This window comes from Acidovorax sp. (genome assembly GCF_046314175.1).
In the GTDB taxonomy this organism is placed as follows: domain Bacteria; phylum Pseudomonadota; class Gammaproteobacteria; order Burkholderiales; family Burkholderiaceae_C; genus Acidovorax.
In genome coordinates this window covers 1-18,818 of record NZ_JBKBXG010000052.1, presented here as the reverse complement: position 1 = coordinate 18,818, position 18,818 = coordinate 1, and the positions used below count along the sequence as shown (strand labels likewise).

The following is an 18,818-nucleotide window of genomic DNA, read 5'->3' as shown; positions in this document are numbered from 1 at the left end:
GCAATATAGCAGCACTTGGTAACGAGTGCATGGAGGAGAACCACCAATAACGAGTCGCCAAAGTGACAGTGTGAGTCGATCCAAATCTTTGCAAAAACGATAGCTATCAGCGCAATACAGATAAGCGCTGGGCCGATTTTTGGTTCATATTATTGAGCTTTGGGTTCGGCATGTTCTATCAGCCACGCTTCGAACGATTCGCGCGCGGAATTGCGCAGCGCCGGCCGAAACGCTGCCTTGTTACTGAGGTACAGGCAGTGCCGGATCACCGTGTAGGGGTTGAAGGTGCCCTGCGGGTTTTGCTCTTCAAAGTGCTGCTTGTAACGCTTGACCACGCCCACGGTTTCGCGCATCAGGGTGTTGAAGCGTGCCCGGGTCATGCCCGGCGACCAGACCTGGATGTCATCCACAAACCCGTCCACCTTGGAGGGCTCGAACTCGAAGTCCTTAAAGAAGTGAGTGGCGATCTTGAGAAAGGTGAACGCGTTGAGTTCGCTGCCGGTGGATGCGGTTTTATTGTGTGACGCCAAAGGGTCCTGCGTCGCGTCCGGCGCGGGCTCGGCGGTTTCGTCCGGCGCCTCCAGCAATTCGGCCGCGGTGGCGTCGCGGATCTGGCGAAACTCCCGGTCGGCGAGTTCAAACAACGCAGACAGCACATTGATGCGCCGCTTCAGTTGCCCCGGGATGGACTTTTTGTACTTGATCTTGTGGTCCAGCACACTCCACGAGTCCTGGATGATGGTGCGCACCTGCAGCTCAAAAGGCAGTTGTGCATAGGCCGCATGTTCAGGCAGATCGCGGTCGGCGGCGCTGAGCTTGAGGTCAAGGTGCAGGCCCTTGTAGCCAAAAGACGCCTCGGTGCTCTCCACCGCCGTCACCTTGTCGGTGACGTCAATCACCGCGAATCGGGCGCGCACGATCTGGGCGATCTTCTCCAGCTCGTCCTCGTACAGGCACACCACACGCACGCCCACCAGGTCAGTGATGTAGCTCTGGATGTCGTAGGGCGTGTTGCTTTCTTCCAGACCGGGCCGGTATTTGCGCACAAATTTGCGAATGCACTCGTCCGCATCCTTCACGCGGCCCTCGACCTTGGCGATGTCCACCCCACCAGCCTGCGCCACCACTGCGCTCACCATGCTGGTGAGTGCATCGCAGGCAACCGCCAAGGCGGAGCACTGCTGCGCATAAAAAGCACGAAAAAGGGATTCCTCCCGGTCGAAATCAAGCGATGGCATGCGTTTCAATGTCCATGGATTAAAAAGCCGTCTGCGCACAGCGCGCGCTGCGCTGGCACCCTGGGCACTGGTCAAGCATATCTAACCGACCGGCGCACGCGTTGGCCAGTTTGCGCGCAAATGCACATTGGCAGTGCGGGACAGATGCTCATAATGGTGCAGTGGTTCCGCTTGCTGATCACGCACGCCACCGTCAGCCCATCCCGTCTCTTGAATCAACCCGGAATGCAATGACCACTTCACCGCCGTCCGGTACCGCACCTAAGCCAGGCGACAGCGTCGCCGGCTTGGCGCCGGGCAGCACCGCCAGCGCTGGCGTCAGTCACCGCTGGGTCCCGGTGGTGTTGCCACTGCTAGTGGCGCTGCTCACGCTGGGGTTCACCTATTTGTACTGGCACAGTGAAGAGCGCGGGGCGCTGGCCAAGCGGGAGCAGAACTTTCAGGTGGCGGCTGACCTCATTGCCTACAACCTCAAAGACCGTATGGCAACGTACGAGGTGGTGTTGCGTGGGGTCAAAGGCTATGCCGAGGGTTCAGAGCGCATCGACCGTGATGAGTTTCAGGCCTATGTCGGTGCGCTGCAGTTACAAGAGACCCGGCCTGGGCTTCGAGGAGTGTCGCTCATCCTGCGACTGCCATCGGCAGAGCTCGGCGCGCACATTGCCGACATGCGACAGCGCGGCTTTCCCAGTTACACCGTATGGCCCGATGGCGAGCGCAACTTTTATGCGCCCATCACCCACATCGAACCGCTCAAGGGCGACAACGTCAAAGTACTGGGCTTCGATGCGCTCACCATTCCTGCAGGGAAGGCCGCAATGGACCGCGCACGCGATACTGGTGAATTCACCCTGTCCGGGCCCCTGATACTGCGGCAGGACACAGCTCCCAACACTCCCCCCGGGCAGGCTCCCGGCGCCAATCCCGGGCTGGTGATGTACCTGCCGGTCTACAAGGCGGACGCCAACCCCGCCAACGAAATCAGCCGCCAGGCCTCGCTGGTCGGCTGGGTTTCGGCACCTTTCAGGCTGGCAGACGTGATCCAGGGCATGGCGCTGGAGTTTGATTCGGACATCAGCTTGCAGATTTTCGACGGCAGTGACGCTGGTTCGGTTGCTCGTCTCTATGGCGGCCCGGCAGCGTCTTTGACAGAGGGTCCCGCAACCAGGGACGCGCAAGGTACGCGTATGTTGCGGGTGGGTGGGCGCGACTGGTTGCTGCAAATGTCGCCTTTGCCCGCGTTTGAACAACGCTACCAGGGCGATGGTCACTACCTGGTGGCAGTTGCGGGGGGTGCTTTGAGCTTGTTGCTGGCCTGGTTCACATGGCTGCTGGCCACCGGCCGCGAGCGGGCCCTGGCGCTGGCGCGCGGCATGACGGCCGAGCTGCGCGCCACCCGTGACGACCTGGAGAGCACGCTCGACGCCATACCCGATCTGTTGTTTGAGCTGGGCCTGGATGGCCGCATCCACCACTACCGATCCGCGCGGTCCGAGTTGCTGGCGGTGCCTCCCGAGATGTTTCTGGGTCGACTCATGACCAATGTATTGCCCCCCGATGCGGTAGCGGGCTGCCACGCGGCGTTGGACGCCGCCCACCGCACGGGCTATTCGGCAGGCCACCAATACCGTTTGGAGCTGGGTGGCGCCGCGCACTGGTTCGAGCTGTCCATTGCGCGCAAACACAGCGCTGTGCAGGGAGACGAGCCCCGGTTCATTGCGCTGTCACGTGACATCACCGAGCGCAAGCGGGCCGAGGCGCGCACCCACCAGCTGGCTTACTTCGACGCACTGACAGGGCTGCCCAACCGCCGCATGCTGCTCGACCGCATGGAACACGCATTGCTCAACGCGCAGCGAACGACGCAGGTGGGCGCCGTGATGTACATCGACCTGGACGACTTCAAACAGATCAACGACGCGCGCGGCCACACGGTGGGCGACGCGCTGCTGATGCAGGTCGCCCAGCGACTCACCCAGCGGTTGAGGGCCGGCGACACCGTGGCGCGCCTGGGTGGCGATGAATTTGTGGTGTTGGTGCACAACCTGGCCGCCGACGTGGAAACCGCTGGCCGAGCGGCGCTGCTGGTTGCCGAGGACCTGCGCAGCGCGCTGGACGCGCCATACTCCATCGGCACCCATCTGTACAGCAGCACCGGCAGCATCGGCATTACCCTGTTTCCCAAACGCGGTGAATGCGTGGAAGACCTGCTGCGCGAGGCAGATACCGCCATGTACCGCGCCAAAGATCTGGGCCGAAACCGCATCCGCTTTTACGAAGCCGCCATGCAGGCCGATGTGCAGGAGCGCCTGGCGCTGGAGCAAGACCTGAAAAAAGCGCATGCCGAAGGCCAGTTGGCCGCCTTTGTGCAAAACCAGGTGGACGCAGCGGGCAATGTAGTCGGTGGCGAGCTGCTGATGCGCTGGACGCACCCCACACGCGGCAACGTGCCACCCAGCCGCTTCATCCCCATCGCAGAGGCCTCGGGCCTCATCCTGCGCATGGGCGACTGGATGATCCAGCAGGCCTGCGAAACCCTGGCCAGTTTGCAGGCCGCCGGGCGCGAGCTGTCGCTGTCGGTCAACGTGAGCGAGCGCCAGTTCCGCCAGGACGATTTCGTCGAGCGCGTGCGCCATGTGCTGGCCCATACCGGCGCCCATCCGGCCAACCTGATCCTGGAGGTGACGGAGAGCCTGCTCATCGAAGACCTGGACGACACCATCGCCCGCATGACCGAGATCGTGGGCCTGGGAGTGCGGTTCTCCATCGACGACTTTGGCACTGGTTATTCAAGCCTGGCCTACCTCAAGCGGCTGCCGCTGTATGAGCTCAAGATCGACAAGAGCTTTGTGAACGACACCCCGGACGACCCGAGCGACACCGCCATCGTGCAGTCCATCATCTCCGTCGCCCGCCACCTGAACCTGCGCGTGGTGGCCGAAGGCGTCGAAACCCGCGCTCAGGCGGACTTTTTGGTGGAAAGCCAGTGCGAATGCCTGCAGGGCTACCTGTTTGGGCGGCCGGAGCCGCTGGCGGTGTGGCTGGGGCGGCTGACTAAATAGTGCTTGCCGGCTGCGTGGGCGACTCAGTCTGCAATTGCGGCGCGGCGTTGGCATACGACTGCACCGCCAACGCATGCACCTCGCGCGCAGGGCGGTCCTTGAGCAGATGGTTGCTCCACACCTGGCGCCAGATGCGGGCGCCGGGCAGGCTGTGGCGCAGGCCCAGCATGTGGCGGGCGATGTGGGGCCAGGGGGTGCCGTACTGGGCGGCCTCGCGCTCCATGTATTCGACCATCGCCAGCTCCACCTCTTCGCGGGTCAGGGGGCAGGGCACACCACCTTGCTCGCCGTAGTAAAGCTGGTCCCAGCGGGCCAGCCACCAGGGGTTGTGATACGCCTCGCGGCCGATCATCACGCCGTCCAGGTGCGTGAGCTGCTCTTGCACCACCGCATCGGTGGTGATGCCGCCGTTGATGGCGATAGTGAACTGCGGAAACTCGGCCTTGAGCCTGTGCACCACTTCGTAGCGCAGGGGCGGGACATCGCGGTTTTCCTTGGGGGAGAGGCCTTGCAGCCAGGCGTTGCGCGCATGAACGATGAACACGGTGCACCCAGCGTCCGCCACGGTGCCGATGAAGTCGCGCACAAAACCGTAGTCCTCCACCTTGTCGATGCCGATGCGGTGCTTGACAGTCACCGGCACATCGACCACGTCTTTCATGGCCTTCACGCAGTCGGCCACCAGTTGGGGTGCCTTCATCAGGCTGGCGCCAAACGCACCACGCTGCACCCGGTCGCTGGGGCAGCCGCAGTTGAGGTTGATCTCGTCGTAGCCCCATTGCGCGCCCAAGCGTGCGGCCTCTGCCAGCTTGTCGGGCTCATTGCCACCCAGTTGCAGTGCCACGGGGTGTTCTTCGGCATTGAAGCGCAGGTGCCGCTCGGTGCCGCCATGGATGATGGCGCCCGCGTTCACCATCTCGGTGTACAGCAGGGTCTGGCGGGTTAGCAGCCGGTGAAAGTAACGGCAGTGGCGATCGGTCCAATCCATCATGGGGGCGACGGACATGCGCCAGGGGCTCAGGGTGGGTTCCACGGGCAAACTACAAAGCGGGGAGGGTGGCGGTTGCATGCGTGCGCCTGTGGGGGATGAAGGCGCCCGAAGGGCTGCAACCGGAAAGCCGCGATTATCCCACCGACCTTGCAGCCAGTGCCAGCGTGTGTTTTTGAATAAAAATGGGCTCTAGCGCTTATCCATCAAGCGCTGATAGCTATCAAAAGAGAAGCGTGCAGATTGGCTGAGTCAGCGCCTTGGTCGGTGGCGTCTGTCGGCTTGCACGTCCAAGGCCAGCGTAACGTCACGCAGCCCATACCGGCGCACCACTTGGGCGCGCTGGCGCGGCTCGATGTTGATGCGGTTGGCATCGCGCCCGGCCATCGCCAGCAGGCGCGGGTCCATCACGCGGCGCCACAGGGGCGGCACGTAGGCCAGGGTGAACATGCCGAAGTAGCCAATCGGCAGCTGCGGCACATGGTCGAAATGCCGCAGCGACTGGTAGCGCCGCAGCGGGTGTGCATGGTGGTCGGAGTGCCGCTGCAGGTGAAACAGCGCCCAGTTGGAGAACAGGTGGTTGCTGTTCCATGAATGGTGCGGTTGGCAGGGTTCGTAGCGGCCGCTGGCGTCTTGCGTGCGCAGCAGACCGTAGTGTTCGACATAGTTGGCTGAGGTGAGCTGAAAGTTGGCCCAGAACGAGGCCACCACCAGAAACGGCAGCACGAACGGGCCCAGCCACAGGGCCAGGGCGGTCCACAGCAGCACGGTGATCAGCGCGGGTTGCAGGATTTCGTTGTGCCATGAAATCAGCGGCAGCTGCTGGCGCGCCAGTCGGTCTTTCTCCAGCGCCCAGGCGCGGCGCAGGGCGCCGGGCATTTCGCGCAGCACAAAGCGGTAGATCGACTCGCCCATGCGCGACGACGCCGGGTCAGCCGGGGTGGCCACATCGCGGTGGTGGCCCCGGTTGTGTTCGATGAAAAAGTGCCCGTAGGCGGTGGGCGCTAGCACCAGTTTGGCCAGCCAGCGTTCGAGTTTTGAGTTCTTGTGGCCCAGCTCGTGCCCCAGGTTGATGCAGAAGCCGCCCACCGTGCCGGTGGTCAACACCATGGCCAGAACGCCATGCCAAGGCAACGCCTGCGTGGCCACAAACCAGGTGCTGAAGATAAAAGCCGCCCACAGCACCGGCACCAGCAAGTAGGTGATGCGGCGGTAGTAGCGGTCGCGCTCCAGCGCGGGCACGGCGGATTCCGGCGGGTTGCTGTGATCCACGCCAAGCAGCCAGTCCAGCAACGGCGCTACCAGGTAGAAAAACGCCACGGGCGTCCACAGCGCCAGCGGTTCGCCAGTCCACAGCATCAGCGCTGGGCCCACGCCGACGGTGCAGGGCACCACCAGCGACAGCAGCCACGCATACCGCTTGCGGTCGCGGTAGGGAGTGTCGTCGTAGCGGGTGGCGTGCAGCATGTTCAAGGTGTCGTGAATCGACTCCAGAAAAACGGAGCCTTGCCAGGCATTCTGTTCAGACGCGGTTGAAACACCAGGGTTTTTTGACCAAAGCGCCGCGCGGAAAAGATTGTTGACAATGCTGCCGCGGGTGGCGATTCGGGGGCAATGCAGGGGCGAGGTTGCCCTGCCTCAAACCCGGGCATAGGCCCAATCGGCGATACTCCCCGCGCCTTTGATGCCTGCGTCACCCCAGCCGCAGCCTTGTTTTCTGCCTTCCCCTTATGCACCACACCATTTTTGACACGCCGGTTGTCAACACGTTACTGCGCGCCTTGTCTCGTTTTACCCTGCATATCACCGGCTGGAAGATCGAAGGCGCATTGCCCGCCCACGCTGCCAAGAGCGTGCTGATTGCGGCGCCCCACACCAGCAACTGGGACTTGCCGTACACGCTGATGCTGGCGTTCTCGTTGCGCCTGCGGGTGTACTGGATGGGCAAGCACAGCCTGTTCAGGGCGCCGTTCGGTGGGGTGATGCGCTGGTTGGGCGGCATTCCGGTGAACCGGGGCCAGTCCAGCAACCTGGTCGCCACATCGGCCCAGGCCATGCGGGATGCCGATGGACCCATGCAACTCATCGTGCCGCCCGAGGGCACGCGCGGCAAGACGCGGCACTGGAAAACGGGTTTCTATTTCATCGCCCAGCAGGCTCAGGTGCCCATCGTGCTGGCGTTTGTCGACTATGGCCGCAAGGTGGGCGGCCTGGGCCCGGTGTTTGAACCCACGGGCGACCTGGACGGTGACATGGCGCGCATCAAGGCGTTTTATGCGCCCATCCAGGGTAAGAACCCGACGCAGTTCGATACCTGAGGTTGGCAGTAAAAATTTGAATGAAATTGGCCTCTAGCGCTTATCTATAAAGCGATGGCAGCTATAAAAAATGAAGCTTTTGCTCTAGCAGAAGGCGTATTCACGCGCCCACACTGCGTCGGTCAATCTTGCGGCTGAGCACGATGCTGGTCTGCGTCTGGTGCACGCCGTCCAGCTGGCCCACCTTGTCGAGCAGGGTATCGAGCTGCTCATGGCTGGTGCAGCGCAAGAACACCAGATAGTCAAACGGCCCGCTCACGGCGGATACCTCTTCGACCTCGGCCATGGCCTCCAGGGCGCGCAGCACCGCGGGCGCCGTTTTGGGCAACACGCTGATGCTGCACCACGCGCGCACGGTGGTGGCATCGAGCCGGGTGCCCAACCGCACCCCATAACCTGCAACCACGCCAGAGCGCTCCAGCCGCGCAATGCGCGCCACCACGGTGGTGCGGGCCAGCCCCAGCTTGCGTGCCAGCGTGGCCGTGCCTTCGCGGGCGTTGGCCTGGAGCAGGCTCAGCAGCTGGCGGTCGGTGTCGTCCAGCGAAGGTAAAGGGGCTTGATGGGCTGTAAAAGTCATAGCGGCCATCATATTCGCCGTTATGACAAAACAAAGAGCAGTTTTCGACGTTATGGGCGCTACACATTGACAGCACCCTTGTCTAGCATCAATGCATCTTCAACGCCGGTTATTGCTTTTCGCAATAACCACCACCGGGAGTGCCGCCATGACCACCCTTTCCAACACTTCCACCACCTCCCACACCGCCGCCCAACGCGCCATCTCCATCCTGGGCGCGGGCCACATCGGCTTTGCCATGGCGCTGCTGCTGCAGCAGGCCGGCGACTACGACATCCTAGCGGTGGACCGCGACCCGGCCCGCCTGGCCGAGGTGGCTGCGCTAGGCGTCTCGACCCAGTTGGCGACAGACGACGCAAGCCTGCAGACCGCCATCGGTGGCCGTTTTGCCGTGCTGAACGCGCTGCCGTTTCACCGCGCCGTGCCGGTTGCGACGCTTTGCGCCGCAGCCGCAGTGCACTACTTTGACCTGACCGAAGACGTGGCCAGCACCCAGGCCATCCGCGCGCTGGCCGCCAAGGCCCGCAGCGTGCTCATGCCCCAATGTGGCCTGGCGCCGGGGTTCATCGGCATCGTGGGCAACGACCTGGCCCGGCGTTTTGACACCCTGCACACCTTGCGCATGCGGGTGGGCGCGCTGCCCCGCTACCCGCAGGGCGCCCTGCGCTACAACCTGACCTGGAGCACCGAGGGCCTCATCAACGAATACTGCAACCCCTGCGAGGCGATTGTGGACGGCGTCCGCACTACGGTGCCTGCGCTGGAGGGGCTGGAGACGTTTGCGCTCGACGGCGTGGAGTACGAGGCCTTCAATACGTCCGGCGGGTTGGGTACCTTGACAGAAACGCTGGCAGGCACGGCACGCCAGGTGGACTACCAGTCCATCCGCTACCCCGGCCACAACGCCATCCTCAAGCTGCTGCTCAACGACCTGCGCTTGCGCGACCGGCGTGATCTGTTCAAGGACATTCTGGAAAGCGCCATTCCCACCACCGACCAGGACGTGATCGTGGTGTTTGCCACGGCATCGGGTCTCAAGGGTGGGCGGCTGGTACAGGACTCCTACTCGGCCCGCATCGTGGGCAAGAAGGTGGCGGGGCACACGCTGAGCGCCATTCAGCTCACCACGGCGGCGGGCATCTGCACGGCGCTGGACCTGGTGGCGCAAGGCCGGTTGCCGCAGCGAGGCTTCGTGGGCCAGGAGTCCGTGGCGCTCTCGGATTTCCTGGCGAACCGGTTTGGCGTGGCCTACGCCGGGGAGGGCGAGTTGGTGCTTTGAGAAAGCCCGTGCTCAGCGCCCCGGCTTCTGGTACATCCCCTCAATCGCCTCGGCAAAGTGTGCCGTCAGGTTGTTGCGCTTGAGCTTGAGCGTGGGCGTCATGAAGGTGTTTTCAATCGTCCATGGCTCCAGCGTCAAGTGCACCGCACGCGGCACGGCGTAGCGCGCAAAGCTGGCAGTGTTCTTTTCGATGCGGGCCAGCACTGCGCGGTGCACGCTGGGGTGGTTCAGGCTCTCTGCCGCCTGGGGGCTAAGGCCCAGGTCGGTCGCCAGTCGCTGCCATTCGTCGCGCTTGAGCACGGCCACGCAGGCGATGAACGGGCGGTTTTCGCCCACCACAAAGGCTTGTTCCAGCAGCGGGTCGGCCAACAGGGCCAGCTCAAGGTCGCCCGGGGGCACCTTCTCGCCGGTGGAGGTGACGATGATTTCCTTGATGCGGCCTTTGATATAGATGCGGTCGTTCACGATCTCGGCCTGGTCGCCCGTGCCCAGCCAACCGTCGGCGCTCAATATCTTTGCCGTGTCTTGAGGGCGCTTCCAGTAGCCCTTCATCACGATAGGGCCACGCACCTGCAGCTCACGGTTGTCGCCGATGCGTACTTCCACGCCGGGCAGGGCTTTGCCCACGCAGGCCGGGTCGTTGTCGTCCAATGAGTTCACCGACACCACGGGGGCGGTTTCGGTCATGCCGTAACCCTGGACCAGCGGCAGGCCGAGGCCCAGAAAACACTTGGCGATGGTGGGCGACAGCGGCGCGCCGCCGCTGACCGCCACGCGCACGCGGCCGCCAAATTGGGCCAGTAGCGGCTTTGCCACCAGGGCCTTCAGCACCGGCCAGGGCAGGGCGGCCATCCAGCCAGCGGCCTGGCTGCTGGCGTCAGGAGTCGGCGCAGGCAAGCCTTGGGCAGCGCAAAACCGCGCCCAGCCCTTATTCTGCGCGGCTTCATACAGCTGCATCTTCCAGGGCGTGGGTGACAACTTTTCGAGCAGCTTGGCGTGGATGCGCTCGTAGATGCGCGGCACTGACACCAGCACCGTGGGGCGCACGGTCTTCAGGTCTTCTGCCAGTTGCTGCACCGACCGCGCGTAGGCCACGCAACTGCCCGCTGCAATCGGCAGGTAATAACCTCCCGTGCGTTCAAACGTGTGCGACAGCGGCAGGAACGACAGGAACACGTCATCCACCGTGGGCGCAATGCGCTCCAGCACCGCCTTCACGTCGCTGACCACGTTGCGGTGCGTCAGCATCACACCCTTGGGTTTGCCTGTGGTGCCAGAGGTGTAGACGATGGCCGCCAGGTCGTCTGCCTCCGGGGCTTTGGGAACGGCTGCGCTGCCCGCATGTGCTGCACCGGCCAGCCATTGCGCCAGCGAACCGACCGCAGGGCCGTCCCCAGACGCTGGTATTGCGGTGAGCGAGGCGCCGTCATCTGTGATGACCACTGCACGCAGGGCGGGAAATGGCGTGCCGACGGCCTGAATTTTTTCCCACTGCTCCACGTGGCTCACAAAGAGCATCGACGCCTCGCAGTCGGCCAGGATATAGGCAATGCTGCCGGGATTGTCGATGGCATGCAGCGGCACGGGAACGCAGCCGGTGGCCAAGGTTGCCTGGTCCGCGCACATGGCGTTCAGGCCGTTGGGCAACAGGATGGCAACGCGCGCAGCAGCCGGTAGCTGCATGGCCGTCAGTGCCTGCGCCCAGGTGCCCACGCGCTGCGCAGTTTGCGCCCATGTCAGGCTTGCCCAGGTCTGGGTGGATGGGTCAAACGCCTGGTAGGCAGCCGTGCTGGGGGTGCTCGCGGTGCGATAGGCAAGAAGCTGGGGCAGCGTATGGACGCTGGCCATGGAGGAAGTAGGGGAGGCTAAAGACGTCATCAAGCTCAAAAGAAAGGCGCCGAACAATTCGCGCAGGGTTTCCGTGGAAACCAGGCCGCGTCAGCAAAAGGGCCGACGCAGCGCGGTGGATCATAGCCATCGCTGGACGATGCGGTCGTTCCAGTGCTACCGCTTTTGTCAGAAATGGTTTGTTTCTGCCCGCGCAATGGTGGACGACCCCCTACCGCACCAATACACCCACCCCAAGCCCTGAGCGCGCTGTGTGCGCTGCGTGACAACCACCGCAAAGCCAGGCGTGCAGCAGCACAACGGTTTCAACGGCTACAAAGTTTGCAACGTTTGAAACGTTTGACCTTGCGCAAAGACGTTGCACAAAAGAGCGTATTCGCTGTGCCGGACCGCCCTCATTCACCCAGTGGATACGTTGGGACAACACAGATTGACCGGCACGTCCTATCGTGCAGTCTTAGCCAACAAGCCCATGACTTGCGCAAGACAGCGCCCATGCAAGGGGCGCGCTCCACAGTGATGCGCGCGGTACGTCCCGATCTGCGGAAGCTCTAAAACTACGACTTGAAATGCCCCATGCACAACATCAAACGCTTTCTCTGGATCTACCTGTGTGTCCTGACAGGACTGTGGCTTGCCACCGACCTTACGCCCTGGTCCACTCCGGCCGACTTTTTTGCCTGGCGTTCGGTGTTGATGCAATACGGCGGGGTGCTGGCCATCGGCGTGATGAGCGCCGCGATGGTGCTGGCCGTGCGTCCGGTGGTTTTTGAGCCGTATCTGGGCGGGCTGGACAAGATGTACCGCCTGCACAAATGGCTGGGGATCTCGGCGCTGGTGATTTCGATCTCCCATTGGCTGCTGGCCCAGGGGCCCAAATGGATGGTGGGCTGGGGCTGGCTGGAGCGCCCTGTGCGCGGCCCTCGGTCCGTGCTGGTCGACGCCCCGGTGCAGCAGTTCTTTGCAAGCCAGCGCGGCTTGGCGGAGGGCATTGGCGAATGGGCGTTTTATGCCGCGGTGGCCCTGATGGTGCTGGCGCTGGTAAAGCGCTTTCCCTACCGGCTTTTCTTCAAGACCCACCACCTGATCGCTATTGCCTACCTGGCACTCGTCGTGCACTCCGTGGTTCTGCTTCGGTTTGAGGACTGGACGGGTCTTTTGGGACCCGTCATGGCCGTGTTGATGGCCGCAGGCACGGCGTCGGCGTTCATGGTGCTCTTTGGGCGGGTGGCCACTGCCCGCAAGGTGTCGGGCGAGGTCGTGGCTGTGCGCCACAACGCCACGCTGGATGTGACGCAGGTGGACGTGCGCTGTGCGGGCCGCTGGACGGGGCACACACCCGGCCAGTTTGCCTTTGTAACCTTGCATGCAGGAGAAGGGCCCCATCCGTACACCATGGCACCATGGCATCGGCCTGGAGTGGCGACGGCACCATCACGTTCATCATCAAGGCATTGGGTGACTACACCCGTACCCTCAAGGACAGCGTACAGACTGGCGATCCCGTGCTGATCGAAGGGCCCTACGGCAAATTCGACTTTCAGGGTCCGCAAGAACGGCAGATATGGATCGGGGCGGGCATCGGTATCACGCCGTTCATTGCGCGCATGAAGGCGCTGGCGGTGGTGCCCGACGGGAAGGCCATCGACCTGTTTCACCCCACGGCCGCCTATGACGAGCATGCCCTGGGCCTTCTTGCCCGCGATGCCCAGGCCGCGGGAGTTCGGCTTCATGTGCTGTGGAGCGAGCGCGACGGCCTGCTCGATGCCGCGCGCCTGGCGGCGCAAGTGGCGGGCTGGCAGGACGCAGACATCTGGTTTTGCGGACCCGCAGCCTTTGGCCGGTCGCTCAAGAAAGACCTGATGGCCCTGGGCCTGCCCGAGGCCCGCTTTCACCAAGAGCTGTTTCAGATGCGGTGAGCGCAGGGCGGCGCTGCCGCGCGCCAGGCCAGGTCAGGTTGCCGCCTCCAGGCCCTGCGCAAAATGCGCCTGCATGGCCTGCGCCGTGGCCTTGGTGTCGCGCGCCACCATGGCTGCAAGAATGGCCCTGTGTTCGTTCAAAGAGTCCTCCATGCGGCCTTGCTTGAACAACGAGTTATGCCGGTTGAGCTTCATCACCTTGCGCAAGTCACCCACCATCTGGCTGCGCCAGCGGTTATCGGCCATCTCTAGCACCAGCATGTGAAAGCGCTCGTTCACCGAGAAAAACCTTTCACGCTCCCCCACGGCGGCCTCCAGTTCGGCGTGCAGGTCTTTCAAGGCTTGCTGCTGTCCGGGGGTGGCGCACTCGGCCACCACGCTAGCGGCGTCGCTCTCCAGCAGGCTCAGCAGGTGGTACACGTCGCGCAGGTCTTTCTCTGACATCTCCGTCACATAGGCCCCACGGCGCACCTTCATTGTGACCAGGCCCTCGGCGGCCAGCACCTTCAGCGCCTCACGCAGAGGAGTGCGGCTGATACCGAATTCCTCGGCAATCTTGAGTTCATCAATCCAGCTACCGGGCTCCAGCTCGCGGCGGAAGATGCGCTGGCGCAATTGCTCGGCCACTTCTTCATAGAGCGCGCGGGGAGTGAGGGTGACAGCGGACATGGGGCGGATTGTAAGGTGGGCAGAATATTTTGAATGAATAATTATGAATGATGTAAACTCGCCGCCACATTGGGGCCAGCCCTCACGTTTGTCTGCGCCCGCAACGCCATCTTCGGAGAAGTCTTCGCCATGAGTGACACACCCAACAACAATGCCCCAGAGTTTGCCGCGTCTTCTCTGGAAGCCTGGGCCAAGGCGGCCGCCAAGTCGGCCCCAGGGGGCGACGTCAGCGCTCTGAACTGGGTTACGCCAGACGGCATCACTGTCAAGCCGCTGTACACCGCCGAAGACACAGCCAACCTGCCATACGCCAACACCTTGCCCGGTTTTGAGCCCTACCTGCGCGGCCCCCAGGCCACCATGTATGCGGTGCGGCCATGGACGATCCGCCAATACGCCGGTTTTTCTACGGCCGAAGAATCCAACGCCTTCTACCGAAAGGCCCTCGCGGCTGGCGGGCAGGGCGTGTCGGTGGCGTTTGATTTGGCCACGCACCGTGGCTACGACAGCGATCACCCGCGCGTGACGGGCGACGTGGGCAAGGCCGGTGTGGCGATTGATTCGGTGGAGGACATGAAGATCCTGTTCGACCAGATCCCGCTGGACAAGGTGTCCGTCTCCATGACCATGAACGGCGCCGTGCTGCCCGTGTTGGCGGGCTACGTGGTGGCGGCGGAAGAACAGGGCGTGAGCCAGGACAAGCTCAGCGGAACCATTCAGAACGACATTCTGAAAGAGTTCATGGTGCGCAACACCTACATCTACCCGCCCAAGCCGAGCATGCGCATCATTGGCGACATCATTGGCTACACGGCCAAGAACATGCCCAAGTTCAACTCGATCTCGATCTCGGGATACCACATGCAGGAGGCGGGGGCCAATCAGGCGCTGGAGCTGGCTTTCACGCTGGCGGACGGTAAGGAATACGTCAAAACCGCCATCGCCACCGGCCTGGACGTGGACGAATTCGCCGGACGCCTGTCGTTCTTCTGGGCGATTGGCATGAACTTCTACCTCGAAGTCGCCAAGATGCGCGCCGCACGCCTGCTGTGGTGCCGCATCATGAAGGAGACTGGCGCCAAGAACCCCAAGAGCCTGATGCTGCGCACGCACTGCCAGACCTCGGGCTGGTCGCTGACCGAACAAGACCCCTACAACAACATCGTGCGCACCACCATCGAGGCCATGGCCGCCGTGTTTGGTGGCACGCAAAGCCTGCACACCAATGCGCTCGATGAAGCCATCGCGCTGCCCACCGAGTTCAGCTCGCGCATCGCGCGCAACACGCAACTCATCATTCAGGAAGAAACGCACATCACCAACGTGGTGGACCCCTGGGCTGGCAGCTACATGATGGAAAAGCTGACCCAGGACATGATGGATGCCGCCTGGAAGATCATTGAAGAGGTCGAGGCCATGGGCGGCATGACCCAGGCCGTGGACAGCGGCTGGGCCAAGCTCAAGATCGAAGCCGCTGCTGCGGAGAAGCAGGCGCGCATCGACAGCGGCAAGGACGTGATCGTGGGCGTCAACAAATACAAGCTGGCGAAGGAAGACCCGGTCGATATCCTGCAGATCGACAACGTGATGGTGCGCGACGGCCAGATCGAACGCCTGAAAAATATCAGGGCAAAACGCAACCCAGCGCTTGTCCAGCAAGCGTTAGATGCTCTCACTTCTGCAGCAGAAAGCGGTGAGGGCAACCTGCTTCATCTCTCCATCCAGGCCATGCGCCTGCGCGCCACGGTGGGTGAGGTGAGCGATGCGTTGGAGAAGGTTTACGGGCGCCACCGCGCCGATACACAAAAGGTGACCGGTGTGTACGCAGCTGCTTACGACTCGGCCGAAGGCTGGGACAAACTCAAGACCGAAATCAACGATTTCGCCGAAGCCCAGGGCCGTCGCCCGCGCGTGATGATTGCCAAGCTGGGTCAGGACGGCCACGACCGGGGCGCCAAGGTGGTGGCCACGGCGTTTGCCGATTTGGGGTTTGACGTGGACATGGGCCCGCTGTTCCAGACCCCAGAGGAATGCGCCCGCCAGGCGATTGAAAACGACGTGCATGCTGTGGGCGTGAGCACGCTGGCTGCGGGGCACAAGACGCTGGTGCCGGCCATCATTCAGTCCCTCAAGGACCAAGGTGCAGACGACATCATTGTGTTTGTGGGCGGGGTGATTCCGGCGCAGGACTATGAGCACTTGTACGACGCAGGCGTGAAGGGTATTTATGGACCTGGTACACCGATTCCAGCCAGCGCGAAGGATGTGCTGGAGCAGATTCGCAAGGCTGTCGAGGCCTGAATCGCCTCGGCGCTTGTAGATCCGTACCTTCTTGTCGGATTCATTCAAAGGACTCGCATGAACAAGCCATTGAGCCCAGCAAACCGCGCACTGTCTGCGATATGGGAAGGCCTCGTCCTTGGCGGGATCGGCGCTGCTTTGATCCGAAACGACTGGAGATTTCTGGGTGTCTGCGTCATCTTGGCTGCGGTTGGTCTTGCGGTGTGGATCCTGTTGCCTTCTGAAGATTGATCCTGGATGAAGCCTTTTCTCGCGACCATTCACCTCAGCCTGAGCGAAGGCAGGCTGGACGGCGTTGTAGACGACGCTCCAGCCAACGTGCTCTCAGTCTGTTTTCAGAATGTAGACCCATGCGTGACCTGATGTTCAGTTTTGAAGACGTTCTGGGCGCGGACTTCGAGGCCATGGCCGACCTGCGTGCCCAAGCGTTGCAAGAAAGCCTGGAGCGGCTCGGCCGGTTCGATGCGGTGCGCGTGCGGGAGCGTTTGCGCAGTGCTTTCGTGCCCGCCTGCATGCGCCACATCGTGCAGGGCGCTGAGCGCATTGGCTATCTCACCCTCATCCCGCATGCGACGCTGCCGCAGGCGCGGCTGCACCACCTCTACATCCGCCCGGGTCACCAGGGCTGCGGAGCGGGTGCGTGGGCGCTCAGTTGGGCGAAGGAACAGGCCAGGGCAGAGACACGTGACATAACCCTGGGCGCTTTGCGCGGCAGTGATGCCAACCGCTTTTATCTGCGCCATGGTTTTCAACTGGTGGAGGAGCAGGAGTTCGACCTGGAATACCGGTGGAGCCCTGCGTTCGAGAAGGCTGCAGTGGAGGTGTCGCCATGAACCTCTACCAAGATGTGCTCGGTCAACCCGGCCCCCTGCAGCGCCGCGCCATGTCCAAAGCCATCACCCTGCTCGAATCCACTCGGGCAGACCACCGCGCCCAGGCCGACGAGCTGCTGACCCAATTGCTCCCCCACACCGGCCAATCCTTCCGCCTGGGCATCAGCGGCGTACCCGGCGTAGGCAAGTCCACCTTCATCGAAGCCCTGGGCCTGTACCTCATCGGCCAGGGCCACCGCGTGGCCGTTCTCACCATCGACCCGTCCAGCACCGTCTCAGGCGGGTCCATCCTGGGCGACAAGACGCGCATGGAGCATCTGTCTGTACACGAGAAGGCCTACATCCGCCCCAGCCCGTCCAGCGGCACCCTGGGCGGAGTCGCAGAGAAGACCCGCGAGGCCATGCTGGTCTGCGAGGCCGCAGGCTACGACGTGGTGATCGTCGAGACCGTCGGCGTGGGCCAGAGCGAGATTGCGGTGGCAGGCATGACGGACATGTTTGTGCTGATGCAGCTGCCCAACGCGGGCGACGACCTGCAGGCCATCAAGAAGGGCGTGATGGAGATTGCCGATCTGGTGGTCATCAACAAGGCCGACATCGACAAGAACGCCGCCACCCGGGCCGAGGCGCAGATCACCTCGTCGCTGCGCCTGCTCAGCCAACACGGCAACCCCGAGAACGCGCACCACAACGACACCCAGTGGCACCCCAAAGTCCTGCAGATCAGTGCGTTGCTGGGTCAATGCGTGGACAGCTTCTGGGCCGCCGTCACGCAGTTCCGCCAGCTGCAAACCGCCAACGGCCGCCTGGCCACGCGGCGCGAGAGGCAGGCGCTGGCCTGGATGTGGGAGCGTATCGACGCGGGCCTGAAGCAGGCATTCCGCCAGCACCCGCAGGTGCGCGAGCTGCTACCGCAGATGCAGGCCGATGTGGCCGCAGGGCGTATCGCAGCCTCGACTGCAGCACGAAATTTGCTGCTAGCGCAGGCTGGTTAAGCGCTGGCAGCTATCAAAACAATAGTATTTCAACAGACACCGATTTCACCAAAGGACGACCATGCAAGACATCCTGGATCAACTGGAGAAAAAGCGCGCACAGGCGCGCCTGGGCGGCGGGCAAAAGCGCATCGACGCGCAGCACGCCAAGGGCAAGCTCACGGCGCGCGAGCGCATTGAGCTGCTGCTGGACGACGGCACGTTTGAAGAATGGGACATGTTCGTCGAGCACCGCTGCACCGACTTCGGCATGGAGGACAACAAGATCCCCGGCGACGGTGTGGTGACGGGCTACGGCATGATCAACGGCCGCCTGGTGTTCGTGTTCAGTCAGGACTTCACGGTGTTTGGCGGCGCGCTCAGCGAAACCCATGCCGAAAAGATCTGCAAGGTGATGGACCAGGCGATGAAGGTGGGCGCACCGGTCATCGGTCTCAACGACTCGGGCGGCGCGCGCATCCAGGAAGGCGTGGCGTCCCTCGGCGGCTATGCCGACGTGTTCCAGAAGAACGTGCTGGCCAGCGGCGTGATCCCGCAGATCAGCATGATCATGGGCCCCAGCGCAGGCGGCGCCGTGTACTCGCCCGCCATGACGGACTTCATCTTCATGGTCAAGGATTCGAGCTACATGTTCGTCACCGGCCCCGACGTGGTGAAGACCGTGACGCACGAAGAGGTGACGGCCGAGGAACTGGGCGGCGCCGTGACGCACACCACCAAGAGCGGTGTGGCCGACATGGCGTTCGAGAACGACGTGGAGGCGCTGATGATGCTGCGCCGCCTGTACAACT

At 63.0% G+C, this 18,818-nt stretch carries 16 protein-coding genes; 10 read left to right on the top strand and 6 right to left on the bottom strand.

All coding sequences use genetic code 11. The features are described 5' to 3' along the window. Positions 1-149: 149 nt before the first annotated feature. Positions 150-1,238, bottom strand: a complete 1,089-nt coding sequence (locus tag ACK4OE_RS15630; RefSeq protein ID WP_409885815.1) for a GTP pyrophosphokinase family protein — start codon at positions 1,236-1,238, stop codon at positions 150-152. 230 nt (positions 1,239-1,468) lie between these two features. Here ACK4OE_RS15630 and ACK4OE_RS15625 point away from each other — a divergent pair, with 230 nt between their 5' ends. Beyond that, positions 1,469-4,300: an EAL domain-containing protein gene (locus ACK4OE_RS15625; RefSeq protein WP_409885813.1), complete on the top strand. Its 2,832-nt coding sequence runs from the start codon at positions 1,469-1,471 to the stop codon at positions 4,298-4,300. Here ACK4OE_RS15625 and dusA read toward each other — a convergent pair. Then, positions 4,293-5,369, bottom strand: coding sequence for a tRNA dihydrouridine(20/20a) synthase DusA (gene dusA, locus ACK4OE_RS15620; protein WP_409885810.1), 1,077 nt, complete (start codon positions 5,367-5,369; stop codon positions 4,293-4,295). The genes ACK4OE_RS15625 and dusA overlap by 8 nt on opposite strands. Before the next feature lie 171 nt (positions 5,370-5,540). After that, positions 5,541-6,755 (bottom strand): alkane 1-monooxygenase, encoded by a 1,215-nt coding sequence (locus tag ACK4OE_RS15615; protein WP_409885809.1) that lies wholly within the window; start codon positions 6,753-6,755, stop codon positions 5,541-5,543. 263 nt (positions 6,756-7,018) lie between these two features. Here ACK4OE_RS15615 and ACK4OE_RS15610 point away from each other — a divergent pair, with 263 nt between their 5' ends. Then, positions 7,019-7,606: a lysophospholipid acyltransferase family protein gene (locus tag ACK4OE_RS15610; protein ID WP_409885807.1), complete on the top strand. Its 588-nt coding sequence runs from the start codon at positions 7,019-7,021 to the stop codon at positions 7,604-7,606. Positions 7,607-7,706: 100 nt separating this feature from the next. Here ACK4OE_RS15610 and ACK4OE_RS15605 read toward each other — a convergent pair whose 3' ends face one another. Continuing rightward, a complete protein-coding gene (locus tag ACK4OE_RS15605; protein WP_409885805.1) occupies positions 7,707-8,183 on the bottom strand; it encodes an Lrp/AsnC family transcriptional regulator in 477 nt (158 codons plus the stop codon). A gap of 148 nt (positions 8,184-8,331) precedes the next feature. Between ACK4OE_RS15605 and ACK4OE_RS15600 the strand changes: the two genes are divergently transcribed. Beyond that, positions 8,332-9,462 (top strand): saccharopine dehydrogenase family protein, encoded by a 1,131-nt coding sequence (locus tag ACK4OE_RS15600; protein WP_409885803.1) that lies wholly within the window; start codon positions 8,332-8,334, stop codon positions 9,460-9,462. Positions 9,463-9,474: 12 nt separating this feature from the next. Here ACK4OE_RS15600 and ACK4OE_RS15595 read toward each other — a convergent pair whose 3' ends face one another. Next, on the bottom strand, positions 9,475-11,340 hold the full coding sequence (locus ACK4OE_RS15595) for an AMP-dependent synthetase/ligase (RefSeq protein ID WP_409885800.1): 1,866 nt from the start codon (positions 11,338-11,340) through the stop codon (positions 9,475-9,477). Positions 11,341-11,886: 546 nt separating this feature from the next. On the opposite strand from ACK4OE_RS15595, the gene ACK4OE_RS15590 reads away from it, so the two are divergent. Together ACK4OE_RS15590 and ACK4OE_RS15585 are read left to right on the top strand one after the other, a co-directional pair. Beyond that, a complete protein-coding gene (locus tag ACK4OE_RS15590) occupies positions 11,887-12,822 on the top strand; it encodes a ferric reductase-like transmembrane domain-containing protein (protein WP_409885798.1) in 936 nt (311 codons plus the stop codon). Next, a complete protein-coding gene (locus ACK4OE_RS15585) occupies positions 12,714-13,229 on the top strand; it encodes a hypothetical protein (RefSeq protein WP_409885796.1) in 516 nt (171 codons plus the stop codon). Before ACK4OE_RS15590 ends, ACK4OE_RS15585 begins: the two co-directional genes overlap by 109 nt. A gap of 33 nt (positions 13,230-13,262) precedes the next feature. On the opposite strand, the gene ACK4OE_RS15580 is transcribed toward ACK4OE_RS15585, so the two are convergent. Continuing rightward, positions 13,263-13,898, bottom strand: a complete 636-nt coding sequence (locus tag ACK4OE_RS15580; RefSeq protein WP_409885794.1) for a GntR family transcriptional regulator — start codon at positions 13,896-13,898, stop codon at positions 13,263-13,265. Between the two features lie 129 nt (positions 13,899-14,027). On the opposite strand from ACK4OE_RS15580, the gene scpA reads away from it, so the two are divergent. The 5 genes from scpA to ACK4OE_RS15555 all read left to right on the top strand — a co-directional run. Next, positions 14,028-16,199: a methylmalonyl-CoA mutase gene (gene scpA, locus ACK4OE_RS15575; RefSeq protein ID WP_409885792.1), complete on the top strand. Its 2,172-nt coding sequence runs from the start codon at positions 14,028-14,030 to the stop codon at positions 16,197-16,199. Between the two features lie 57 nt (positions 16,200-16,256). Next, positions 16,257-16,430, top strand: a complete 174-nt coding sequence (locus ACK4OE_RS15570; RefSeq protein ID WP_409885790.1) for a hypothetical protein — start codon at positions 16,257-16,259, stop codon at positions 16,428-16,430. Between the two features lie 119 nt (positions 16,431-16,549). After that, positions 16,550-17,032, top strand: coding sequence for a GNAT family N-acetyltransferase (locus tag ACK4OE_RS15565; protein WP_409885788.1), 483 nt, complete (start codon positions 16,550-16,552; stop codon positions 17,030-17,032). Beyond that, entirely contained in the window at positions 17,029-18,027 is a 999-nt protein-coding gene (gene meaB / locus ACK4OE_RS15560; RefSeq protein WP_409885787.1) for a methylmalonyl Co-A mutase-associated GTPase MeaB, read from the top strand. Before ACK4OE_RS15565 ends, meaB begins: the two co-directional genes overlap by 4 nt. Positions 18,028-18,088: 61 nt before the next feature. Further along, positions 18,089-18,818: acyl-CoA carboxylase subunit beta (locus ACK4OE_RS15555; RefSeq protein ID WP_409885785.1), on the top strand; the 730-nt coding region annotated here is incomplete at its 3' end.

Bases quoted from the DNA above. Each gene is read 5' to 3' on its own strand.
- meaB (WP_409885787.1), top strand. From the start codon at position 17,029: ATGAACCTCTACCAAGATGTGCTCGGTCAACCCGGCCCCCTGCAGCGC.
- dusA (WP_409885810.1), bottom strand. From the start codon at position 5,369: ATGCAACCGCCACCCTCCCCGCTTTGTAGTTTGCCCGTGGAACCCACC.
- scpA (WP_409885792.1), top strand. From the start codon at position 14,028: ATGAGTGACACACCCAACAACAATGCCCCAGAGTTTGCCGCGTCTTCT.
- ACK4OE_RS15590 (WP_409885798.1), top strand. From the start codon at position 11,887: ATGCACAACATCAAACGCTTTCTCTGGATCTACCTGTGTGTCCTGACA.
- ACK4OE_RS15630 (WP_409885815.1), bottom strand. From the start codon at position 1,238: ATGCCATCGCTTGATTTCGACCGGGAGGAATCCCTTTTTCGTGCTTTT.
- ACK4OE_RS15585 (WP_409885796.1), top strand. From the start codon at position 12,714: ATGGCATCGGCCTGGAGTGGCGACGGCACCATCACGTTCATCATCAAG.
- ACK4OE_RS15600 (WP_409885803.1), top strand. From the start codon at position 8,332: ATGACCACCCTTTCCAACACTTCCACCACCTCCCACACCGCCGCCCAA.
- ACK4OE_RS15580 (WP_409885794.1), bottom strand. From the start codon at position 13,898: ATGTCCGCTGTCACCCTCACTCCCCGCGCGCTCTATGAAGAAGTGGCC.
- ACK4OE_RS15610 (WP_409885807.1), top strand. From the start codon at position 7,019: ATGCACCACACCATTTTTGACACGCCGGTTGTCAACACGTTACTGCGC.
- ACK4OE_RS15625 (WP_409885813.1), top strand. From the start codon at position 1,469: ATGACCACTTCACCGCCGTCCGGTACCGCACCTAAGCCAGGCGACAGC.
- ACK4OE_RS15595 (WP_409885800.1), bottom strand. From the start codon at position 11,340: ATGACGTCTTTAGCCTCCCCTACTTCCTCCATGGCCAGCGTCCATACG.
- ACK4OE_RS15615 (WP_409885809.1), bottom strand. From the start codon at position 6,755: ATGCTGCACGCCACCCGCTACGACGACACTCCCTACCGCGACCGCAAG.
- ACK4OE_RS15570 (WP_409885790.1), top strand. From the start codon at position 16,257: ATGAACAAGCCATTGAGCCCAGCAAACCGCGCACTGTCTGCGATATGG.
- ACK4OE_RS15605 (WP_409885805.1), bottom strand. From the start codon at position 8,183: ATGACTTTTACAGCCCATCAAGCCCCTTTACCTTCGCTGGACGACACC.
- ACK4OE_RS15565 (WP_409885788.1), top strand. From the start codon at position 16,550: ATGCGTGACCTGATGTTCAGTTTTGAAGACGTTCTGGGCGCGGACTTC.